Origin of the sequence: Kitasatospora sp. NPDC093550 (assembly GCF_044764985.1) — a bacterium.
Lineage (GTDB): Bacteria > Actinomycetota > Actinomycetes > Streptomycetales > Streptomycetaceae > Kitasatospora.
The window spans coordinates 279169-290355 of record NZ_JBIWJF010000009.1; the positions used below are offsets into that span (position 1 = coordinate 279169).

General features: G+C 73.0%; 5 protein-coding genes. All 5 read left to right on the forward strand.

The genetic code is table 11. The features are described from left to right. The first annotated feature begins 216 nt into the window (after positions 1-216). Positions 217-2106, forward strand: a complete 1890-nt coding sequence (locus ACIRD3_RS17540) for an amidohydrolase (RefSeq protein ID WP_402217072.1) — start codon at positions 217-219, stop codon at positions 2104-2106. Positions 2107-2219: 113 nt separating this feature from the next. Next, entirely contained in the window at positions 2220-2924 is a 705-nt protein-coding gene (locus ACIRD3_RS17545; protein ID WP_402216967.1) for a YoaK family protein, read from the forward strand. Positions 2925-3046: 122 nt separating this feature from the next. Further along, on the forward strand, positions 3047-3775 hold the full coding sequence (locus ACIRD3_RS17550) for a dienelactone hydrolase family protein (RefSeq protein WP_402216969.1): 729 nt from the start codon (positions 3047-3049) through the stop codon (positions 3773-3775). Positions 3776-3932: 157 nt separating this feature from the next. Beyond that, a complete protein-coding gene (locus tag ACIRD3_RS17555) occupies positions 3933-5987 on the forward strand; it encodes a transglycosylase domain-containing protein (RefSeq protein ID WP_402216971.1) in 2055 nt (684 codons plus the stop codon). Between the two features lie 740 nt (positions 5988-6727). Next, entirely contained in the window at positions 6728-11143 is a 4416-nt protein-coding gene (locus tag ACIRD3_RS17560; protein ID WP_402216974.1) for a LamG-like jellyroll fold domain-containing protein, read from the forward strand. Positions 11144-11187: the final 44 nt, after the last annotated feature.

Sequence of the window (11187 nt, forward strand, 5' to 3'; positions counted from 1 at the left end):
GGCGGGCCGGCCGGCGGTTCTGCTCGCTGGGCGCCCGGGACTGTTCCGACAACGCACGGCCGGACGCCGCCGCGAGCGAGGGCGACCGCCGTGCACTGCGGGTCAACTGACGATGCGCTGCGGAGTGCGTCGGCCGCCGTCGGGCTGCCTAGGTTTCGCGGGGTGGCCCCACCGGGCCGTGACCACCGCCGAACGAAGGGACCCCCGTTGTCCACCATGCCCGTCGCCGGGATCCGCCCCGGCGCCCCCGAGCAGCCCGCCGACCTGGTCATCCGCAACGCCAAGGTGCACACCAACGACCCGCGCCGTCCGCGGGCCACCGCCCTGGCCGTGCGGGACGGGCTGATCCAGGCGGTCGGTGACGACGCGGACGTCGTCCCGCTGGTCGGCCCCGGCACCCGGGTGGTCGACGCGCTCGGCCGGCGGGCCGTCCCCGGGCTCAACGACGCGCACCTGCACGTCATCCGCGGCGGCCTCAACTACGTGCTGGAGCTGCGCTGGGACGGCGTCCCGACGCTGCGCGAGGCCCTCGCGATGCTCCGGCTCCAGGCCGAGCGCACCCCGCCCGGCCAGTGGGTGCGGGTCGTCGGCGGCTGGTCCGCCGACCAGTTCGCCGAGCGGCGGCTGCCCACCCTGGCGGAGCTCAACGCGGCGGCGCCCGACACCCCGGTCTTCGTGCTGCACCTCTACCAGTCGGCCCTGCTCAACCGGGCCGCCCTGCGCGCCGCCGGCTTCACCCGGGACACCGCCGACCCCGCGGGCGGACAGATCGTGCGGGGACACGACGGCGAACCGACCGGCCTGCTGGTCGCCGCCCCCGGCGCGCTGCTGCTCTACTCCACCCTCGCCAAGGCGCCGACCCTGGACGAGGCCGACCGGATCGGCTCCACCCGGCACTTCCTGCGCGAGCTGAACCGCTTCGGCCTCACCTCCGCGATCGACGCGGCCGGCGGCTTCCAGAGCTTCCCCGAGAACTACGGCACCGTCATGGAACTCGCCCGCCGGGGCGAGCTGACCCTGCGCATCGCCTACCACCTCTTCCCGCAGACCGCCGGGCAAGAGCTGGACGACCTCACCCGCTGGGTCGAAACCGTGCGCCCCGGGGAGGGCGACGCCTGGCTGCGGCTCAACGGCGCGGGGGAGAATCTCACCTGGGCCGCCGCCGACTTCGAGAACTTCACCGAGCCCAGGCCGCAACTGAACGCCTACGAGGGTGAGTTCGAGAAGGCCGTCCGGCTGCTGACCGAGCACGGCTGGGGCTTCCGGCTGCACGCCACCTACGACGAGACGATCCGCCGCGACCTCGCCGTCTTCGAGAAGCTCGCCGCCGAGGGCCTGTTCCCGCAGGGCAACCGCTGGCTCTTCGACCACGCGGAGACCGTCAGCCCGGACAGCCTCGACCGGATCGCCGCCCTGGGCGGCGCCGTCTCCGTCCAGAACCGGCTCTCCTTCCAGGGCGAGGCCTTCCTCGCGCGCTACGGCGCGCCCGCCGCCGCCGAGGCCCCGCCGCTGCGCGCCATGCTGGACCGCGGCCTCACCGTCGCGGCGGGCACCGACGCCACCCGGGTCTCCTCGTACAACCCGTGGGTCGCCCTGCACTGGCTGGTCTCCGGCCGCGCCGTCAGCGGGCGGCGCCTCGCCGCCGAGCACAACCGGCTCGGCCGCGAGCAGGCCCTGGAGCTGTACACCCTGGGCGGCGCCCGCCTCACCGGCGAGGAGGACCTCAAGGGCCGCCTGAGCGTGGGCCGTTACGCGGACCTCGCGCTGCTCAGCGCGGACTACTTCACCGTGCCCGAGCAGGAGATCCCGCACATCGAGTCCGTCCTCACCGTCGTGGGCGGACGCATCGTCCACGCCGTCGCGGAGCACCAGGGGCTGGCCCCGGAGCCGCCCGCCGTCTCGCCGTCGTGGAGCCCGGTCGCCCGCTTCGGCGGGTACCACGCCACTCCCGCCCCCACCTCCGCCCCCGGCCGGGCCGGGGTCCGGCAGGCCGAGGGCGTGCTGGAGGCGGTGGCCGCCTCCGGCGAGCAGCACACCTGGCGGGTGGCGCGCGGCCTCGCCCAGCCCGGGCAGCCCGAGGCGCCTCTGGACCCCTGCTTCCTCTGACGGCGCCTGCTGCCGGGGCGCCGCCCACCGCGTCCCGCCCCCGTACCGGCCCCGTACCCGCCCTGAACCGCCGAACCGCCGAACCGCCGAACCACCGATCCCGAGGAGCCGCCGTGACCACGCCCGCAGCCGATTCCCGCACCGCCTCCGGGCCGCCACCGGGGCCGCAGATCCACGACCGGCACCCGCTGGCCCTGGCCCTGTTCGGCCTCACCCTGGTCAGCGGGCTGATCGACGCCGTGAGCTACCTCGGCCTCGGCCACGTCTTCACCGCGAACATGACCGGCAACGTCGTGGTCATCGCCTTCGCCCTCGCCGGAGCGCCCGGCTTCTCCGTCGTCGGCTCGCTGACCTCGCTCGCCGCCTTCCTGCTCGGTGCGGTCCTGGCGGGCCGGCTCGCGACGCGGCCCGCCGTCGCCGAGCGCCCCCGGCGGCTCCGTACGGCCCTGGTCCTGGAGGTGGCGCTGCACGGGGCGGCCGCCGCCGTCGTCTTCGCCTGGACTGCGGACGGGCTCGCGCAGTACGGGGTGATCGCGCTGCTCGCCCTGGCGATGGGCGTCCGCAACGGCACCGTGCGCGGCCTCGGGATACCGGACCTCACCACCACCGTGCTCACCCTGACCCTGACCGGTCTGGCCGCCGACTCCCGGCTGGCCGGCGGCACCGCTCCGCGCCGTCGTCGGCGGATCCTCTCGGTCCTCACCATGCTGGCCGGCGCCGCCCCGGGCGCGGTCCTGGTCCTGCACGGGCAGACCGCCTGGGCGCTGGTGGCCAGCGCCGTCCTGGCCGGGGCGACCCTGCTGCTCTACCGCGAGTGATCGCGTCCGGGTTCGGGTCCGGGTCCGGGTTCGGGTCCGGATGCCGGAGTCGGCGGTCGGCGAAGGGAGTTGGCACTACGATGCGCAGCGACACTTTCCGGCCGGTACGACGGGGGAATCCGATGACGGGTCAGTGGCAGGAGCTGGGTGCGCCCGGCGGGATCGAGGCGTACGTGCACCGCCCGGCGGGCGAGGTGCGCGGGGCGGTGGTGGTCTGCTCCGAGCTGTACGGGGTCAACGCGTACCTCCGGGGCGTCTGCGCCGAGTTGGCGGAGCTCGGGTACGTGGCGGTGGCGCCGGACTTCTACTGGCGCAACGCCCGCCGGACCGAACTCGGCTACAGCGCCGAGGAGCGGGAGGCGGGCCTGGTGCTGATGCGCGCCCTGGACCGGGACGAGCTGGTCGCCGACTCCGCCGCGGCGCTGGAGGAGGCCCGGCGGCTGGCCGGCGGGCACGGGGTGGCGTTCGTCGGGACGAGCATGGGCGGGCACATCGCCGTGCGCGCCGCCACCGAGCTGCGCTTCGAGCTGGCCGCCGTGTTCTACCCCGGCTGGCTGCTGAACTCCGGCTTCCCGCTGGTCGGTCCGGTGCCGCCGCTGGAGACGGCCGAGCGCATCGCCGCCAACGGCGTGCACCTGCTGGGCTTCTGCGGCGAGTTGGACCACATCCTCCCGCAGGAGGAGTGGCGGGAGGCGGAGCGGCGGCTGACCGGGGCCAAGGTCGACCACGAGCTGGTCACCTACCCGGGGGCCCGCCACGGCTTCGCGGCCGACCGCCCGGAGGACCACGACGCCGCCGCGACGGCCGACGCCTGGCAGCGCGTCCACCGGGCGCTGGCCGAGCGGCTGTAGCGGGCCTCGCCGCCCACCCGGAGCGGCTGCCGCCAGCCGTCCCGGGCGGGCCCGGGAAGCCCTCTGACGCCCGTGCCGGTCGGCTGTCACAGAGCTGTGACAGACCGGTGCCGGATCTCTGACGAGTTCCTCATGACGTGCACATAGGGTCCTTGGCATGGCAGCGAAGCGGGCGGGGACGGGCATGCGGAAGTTCGGGCACGGACTGGGGTTGATCGGGGTCAGCGTGGTCGCCGGCGTCGTGGCGGCGGGGATCGCGCTGCCGGCGGTGGCGGCGGCCGGGCTGGGGGCCCAGTCGGCGGCGGACGACTTCCAGAGCCTGCCCGACGACTTCAAGACCCCGGCGCTGTCGCAGGCCTCGACGATCCTCGACGCCCAGGGCGGCACGATCGCCACCGTGTACGACCGCGACCGCACCGTCGTCCCCGGGGACCAGATATCCCCGCTGGTGAAGACCGCGCTGGTGGACATCGAGGACAACCGGTACTACGAGCACGGCGCGATCGACCTCAAGGGCGTGCTGCGCGCCGTCGACAAGAACGCCTCCTCGGGCACCACCGCGCAGGGCGCGTCCACGCTGACCCAGCAGTACGTGAAGAACGTCTTCGTCGACGAGGCGGGCGACGACCCGGTGAAGGTCCAGGAGGCGCAGCGGCAGACCGTCGGCCGCAAGATCCAGGAGCTGAAGTACGCGATCAAGGTCGAGGAGACCCTCAGCAAGGACCAGATCCTCACCAACTACCTGAACATCACCTTCTTCGGGGAGAAGGCGTACGGCATCGAGGCGGCCTCGCGGCGCTACTTCGGCGTGCACGCCAAGGACCTCACCCTGCCGCAGGCCGCGATGCTGGCCGGCCTGGTGCAGTCGCCCAGCGGCTACGACCCGGCGGTCAAGCCGGCCGCGGCCAAGGACCGGCGCGACACGGTGCTGCGCAAGATGGCCGAGTACGGGCACATCACCAAGGAGCAGGCCGAGCAGGCGATCGCGACCCCGCTCGGCCTGAACATCCAGGCCCCGCAGCAGGGCTGCATCCTGGCCAAGCAGGGCGAGGGCTTCTTCTGCGACTACGTGCGCAAGGTGGTGCTCACCGACCCGGCCTTCGGGAAGTCGGCGGCCGAGCGGCTGGCGCTCTGGAAGCGCGGCGGTCTGCAGATCCACACCACCCTGGACCCCAAGGCGCAGGCCGCCCTCAACGACTCGGTGACCAGCCACGTGAACGCCGGCGACAAGGCGGCGACGGCGATGAGCATCGTCCAGCCGGGCACCGGCAGGATCCTCGCGATGGGCCAGAGCCGCCCGTACGGCGTCGAGGACAAGCCCGACCAGACCCAGATCAACTACAACGTCCCCAAGGCCATGGGCGGCGGGCTCGGCTTCCCGACCGGCTCGACCTTCAAGCCGATCGTCGCGGCGGCGGCCCTGGAGAGCGGTCTCTCGCCGAGCCAGAGCTACACCACCGACTACAGCATCCCGTGGCCGGCGATGAAGGACTGCTCGGGCGGGAAGTTCCCGTCCGCCGGACAGGTGCACAACGACAGCCCGACCCTCACCGGCCAGTTCGACATGAAGTCGGCCATGGCGCAGTCGGTGAACACCTACTTCGCGAAGCTGGAGGCCGACACCGGGCTCTGCGGCGTCGCCCAGATGACCAACAAGCTCGGCATCACCGAGCAGGCGGGCGGCGAGAAGCTCCAGGTGGTGCCGTCGATGACGCTCGGCAGCAACGACCTGACCCCGCTGGCGATGGCGGGTGTCTACGCGGCCTTCGCCGCGCACGGCACCTACTGCACGCCGACCGCGATCGGTTCGGTCACCGGCCCCGACGGGAAGCAGTTGGCGGTGCCGCAGGCGAACTGCTCGGCCGTGATGTCCGCGAACACCGCCGACACCGTCACCGCGATGCTCAAGGGCGTGGTGGAGGACGGCACCGGCAAGGCGGCCGGTCTCACCGGCCGGGACAGCGCGGGCAAGACCGGCACCACCAACGGGAGCCTCCAGGTCTGGTTCGTGGGCTACACCCCGGAGATGGCCGGCGCCACCGTCGTCAGCGACACGGACAACCCGAAGTCGCTGGACGGCCAGCGGATCGGCGGCAAGACGGTGGGCCAGGCCTTCGGCGGCACCCTGGCCGGCCCGATCTGGCGCGACGCCATGGACGGCGCCCTCAACGGCACCCCGGCCGGCACCTTCACGTCGGTCCCGCTGCCGTAACGGACCGGACGGGGCCGAAGGCCGCCGCCTCCTCGCCCGCGGGCGGGCGGGGCGGCGGCCTTCGCCGTGCGGGACCCGGGGAGCGCGTCGGGCCGAACGTGCATGAACCGGGCGGAAGGGGGCAGACGACCGCCGCACGGTCGGTCGCGGGCGTGGTGAGCGGCCCCTCGACCGGCGGGCACCCCCGGGACTCCGTGGCTCCGGCCTCGGAGCGCCGGGCCGGGCCGCCGGCGGACGGCCCGGCCCGGTGGCACCGACGAGAATTGATTCGACGTCAGTTTCTCACCTCTGCCGTGCCATTCCGGAGACGCCCGAAATCCGCGGAGCAAGTCGCCTGTATTTTTCGGGGCAATGAAATCCTGGCGCAATAACTCCCCTGCCGGGCACCGCAGTTGCCCGACCGGCCGGTCGGTACGGAGCGGACGGCCGGAAGTGCGGCCGTCCGCATCCGGCGCACCATCGATGACCAGCGCCGATGCCTCGAAACGGCGACCTCTCAGCCCGGGCGGGCGCGCTTTCGGCGCCGTGATCTCCCTCACATCCCACGGGGTGGTTCATCCGTTTTTACCTGTGCTGGTCCTGGTTCGGGGGCGGAGTGGCAGGTCGTGCGAGGACACTCCTTTCTGAGGGTCCATTGACAGTTCTTTTAAATTTCCATGAAGATCCGCTCCAAACTTCGCTCACATATCGGAAGTCGGAGCCCACGCACAGTGAGAACAGCAGCAAGACGGTCGGGCAGTGTGCTCGCCGCGGCCCTCGCCGCGGTCGCGCTGGCCGCGACCGCGGTGGTGCCGGCCGCCGCCGCGCCCGGCGGAGCGCCTCCGCCCGGTGCGGCCGGGTCGCAGGACACCGCCGAGACCCAGGCGGTCCGGGAGGCCGCGCGCTCGGGCAAGCCGGTCGAGGTGATCGCCAAGCGCAGCGAGACCAGTGACACCGTCGCCCAGCCCGACGGCAAGCTGAAGACCACCACCTACGTCCAGCCCAAGCGGGTGCGCAAGAACGGCGCCTGGGTGGAGCTCGACCCGACGCTGCAGGCGCTGCCCGGCGGCACCATCGCCCCCAAGGGCTCCACCGCCGACCTGCGGTTCTCCGGTGGCGGCAGCGCGCCGCTGGTCACGATGGCCCGGGCCGGCAAGGAGCTCAAGCTCAGCTGGCCGAAGCCGCTGCCCAAGCCGACGATCAACGGCGCGACCGCCGAGTACCGGTCGATCCTGCCGGACGTGGACCTGCGGCTCTCCGCCACCAAGACCGGGTTCACCCAGGTCATCGTGGTGCACACGGCCGCGGCCGCGAAGAACCCCGAGCTGGACCAGCTCCGGCTCGGCCTCCAGGGCGACGGCCTGACGATCAGCCAGGAGCCGGACGGCACGCTCAAGGCCAAGGACACCTCCGGCGGTGGCACCGTCTTCGAGGCGCCCGTCCCGGTGATGTGGGACTCCTCCAAGCCGGCCGCGCCGACCGGTCCGGCCGCGCCGACCGGTCCGGCCGCGCCGACCGCGCCCGCCCCGGCGCCGAGCGCTCCCGCAGCCGCGGCGAAGGCCCTCAAGGCCGCCCCGCAGGCCGCCCCGCAGGCCGAGGCCCCCGTCGCCGCGCCCGCGCAGAGCGCCCCCGCCCCCGCGCAGAGCGCCCCCGCCGGCCAGAGTGTCCCCGACCCCGCCGCCGGCTTCGGCGATCTGCCGGGCGAGGGCGCCAAGATGGCCCGCCTCAAGGTCGAGCTGCCCAAGGACGGCCTGCTGCTGTCGCCCGACCAGGGCATGCTGGCCGCCCCGGACACGGTCTACCCGGTGATGATCGACCCGGCGTGGAACTCCCCGCACGCGGGCGACTGGGCGGGTGTCTCGCGCACCTACCCGAACCAGGCCTACTGGCACTTCACGTACAACAGCACCTACGTCCACGACTGGGGCGTCGGCTACTGCGGCGACACCTCGCGGTGCGCGCCGACCGACGTGAAGCGGGCGTTCTTCCAGATGTCGAACCCGTTCGTCGGCAAGCAGGTGCTCGCCGCCACCTTCGGCACCTACGAGAGCTGGTCCTACTCCTGCGACGCCCGGCCCGTCGAACTGTGGAACACCGGTTACATCTCCCCGAGCCTGAACTGGAACGCCCAGAACGCCTCCGGCTTCTGGAGCCGCTACCTGCAGACCATCAACACCGCCAAGGGCTGGAGCGGCAGCTGCCCCGGCGGCTGGCTGGAGTACGGCGAGGACGGCGCGGTGCGCAACCTCGTCCAGGACGCCGCCAACTGGGGCTGGCCGACCATCAGCTTCGGCCTGAAGGCCCAGAACGAGGGCGACACCCTCGCCTGGAAGCGCTTCACCGACGACGCCTACCTGACGGTGTACTACAACCTGCGGCCCAACCAGATCCCGATGGCCGACCTGACGATGTCGCCGGGCTCGGTCTGCCAGTACCCGGGCATCAAGATCAACAAGATGCCGCAGGTCACCGCCCGGGCCAGTGACCCGGACGGCGAGGCGATCGGCGTGCAGTTCGCGGTCGCCTGGGACGACGGCACCGGCCTGCGCCGCCGCTGGTGGTCCACCGGCTCGGAGGACGCCGCCCCGGCGGGCAACACCTTCAAGGGCTCCGGCTCGATGTTCTCCTGGCCGCTGCCGACCTCCCTGCCGCAGAACACCCAGCTCGACTGGGAGGCCCGCGCCTGGGACGGTGCGCAGTGGGGGCCGTGGTCCTCCGACGGCGACCCGACCGGCTGCTACTTCACCGTCGACACCTCCGCCCCGGACGGCCCGGCGATCACCTCCGACACCTACCCGGGCTCCAAGGACGCCACCGCGGCGCTGCCGTGGACCGACGGCGTGGGCAAGAACGGCCTGTTCACCCTCAAGTCGGCCGCCACCGACGTGGTCAAGTACCAGTGGGCCCTCGACGGCTCGGCGCTGACCGACGTGGCGACCAGCGGCGGCGCCGCGCAGACCGTGCGCATCCAGCCGCAGACCGCCGGACCACACCTGTTCTCCGCCAAGGCGATCGACGGCGCCGGAAACGCCTCGCAGCCCGAGTCGTACTACTTCAACGTGCTCTCCGGGCAGACCCAGCGCACCGGCTGGGCGATGGACGACACGGGCGGCACCAGCGTCACCGGCACCGGCGGCGGCTTCGAGGCCACCCTCGCCCCCGGCGCCACCCCGGGCGCGCCCGGCCACCTCGGCGAGGCCCTCGCCCTGGACGGCACCGCCAACGGCTACGGCGAGACCCAGGGCAACGTGCTGGACACCACCCGCGGCTTCACCGTCTCCGCCTGGGTCAACCTCACCGGCGACACCACCCGCAACCGGGTCGCGGTCAGTGAGAACGGCAACTGGGCCGCCCGCTTCGCCCTCGGCCTGATGAGCGGCAAGTGGGCGATGTGGACCTCCAGCCAGGACACCAACGCCGTCTACACCCTGGACGTGGCCAGCTCGGACACCCCGGTCGTGCTCGGCCAGTGGACCCACCTGACGGGCGTCTACGACCCGGTGGCCAAGACCAGCACGCTGTACGTCAACGGCGTGCCCGGCACCCCGGTGCCCGTCACCGCCGCCTGGGACGCCCGCGGCCCGCTGGAGTTCGGCCGCTCCAAGTGGCACGGCAACATGACCGACCCCTGGAAGGGCTCGATCGACGAGGTCCGGCTCTGGGACCGCAACCTGAGCAAGGCCGAGGCCACCGACGTCGCGGCCGACAAGCAGCTCGCCACCGGCCGCCCCGCCAAGGCCGTCTGGCACCTGGACGGCGCCGACGCCAAGCCGGTCGGCACCACCGAGACCGACAACCTGACCGCCAACAACGGCGTCGCGCTCGGCCGTCCGGGCATCGTCGACAAGGCGGCCCACCTGGACGGCGTGGACGACTACCTGCGCGGCACCCGTCCGCAGGTCGACGGCAGCCGGGACTTCTCCGTCTCCGCCTGGGTCAAGCTCCCCGCGCCCGCCGCCGGCGACACCAACCCGAAGATGGCGGTCACCCAGAACGGCCAGCACAACAACGAGTTCTCGCTGTACTACTCGCCCTACTGGAAGCGGTGGATCTTCGGCCGCTACAAGGAGGACACCTCCGCCGACACCCTGGTGCGCACCTGGCAGCCCGACTGCACCCCGAACACCCAGGTGAACGGTGTGCCGTGCTTCGCCGGCACCACCGGTGAGTGGACCCACCTGCTGGGCGTGTCCGACACCGCCGCCAAGAAGCTGCGCCTCTACATCAACGGCTACCCGGTCGGGGAGTCCGACTACACCCAGAACGCGCCGTGGGCCAACCCCGGCCCGGTGCAGATCGGCGCCGTCAACCGCGAGGGCGTCAACGCCGAGTTCTTCGGCGGCGACATCGACGACGTGCGGCTCTACGACCGGGTCGTCACCGGCCCGGAGGCCACCGCGATGGTGCAGCAGCGCCCGCAGCTGGCCGGCCGCTGGAAGCTCTCCTCAGCCACCGGCACCCCCGCGCTCATCACCCCCGACGAGGGCCCGGCCAAGGCCGGCGCCCAGCTCGGCGGCGCGGCCGAGATCAACACCGGAGGCGGCCTGTATCTCTCCGCCGGCAGCCTCAAGCTGAACGGCACCACCGCCTACGCGGCCACGACGTCGACCCCGCTGCACACCGGCCAGAGCTTCACCCTGGCCGGCTGGGCGAACACCGCGGGCGTCCCGACCCGGGACATGACGGCCCTGTCGGTGGCCGGCTCCGGCAACAGCGCGGTCACCCTGCGCTGGCACGCCCTGGGCAACGACGCCAACGGGCAGCCCACCGGCCAGTGGCAGGCCGAGGTCCGCGACTCCGACGCCAACGGCGCGGTGCGCACCCTGACCGCGCACACCCCGGCCAGCTCCGTCCTGGAGAACTGGACGCACCTGGCGGTCAGCTACGACGCCTTCGCGGACCGGCTGGTGCTGTACGTCAACGGCCAGCCGGAGAACCAGGGTTGCCCGGACGGCGTGCCCGGCTGCGTCCCGCACGTCTCCTCGACCGGCGCCCCGCAGCCCTACGAGGCGACCGGCGGCGTCCAGTTCGGCCGGAACCGGGCGGCCGGCGCCTGGGGCGAGTACTTCTCCGGTGAGCTGGACGACGTCTGGCTGTACCAGGGCGTGCTGAGCCAGGCACAGATCGCCAAGCTCGCCGACTACAACACCGAGCTGGCCACCGCCACCGGCGTCTGATCCCCCCGATTCCACGGGCCGGGCGGCAACCTGCCGCCCGGCCC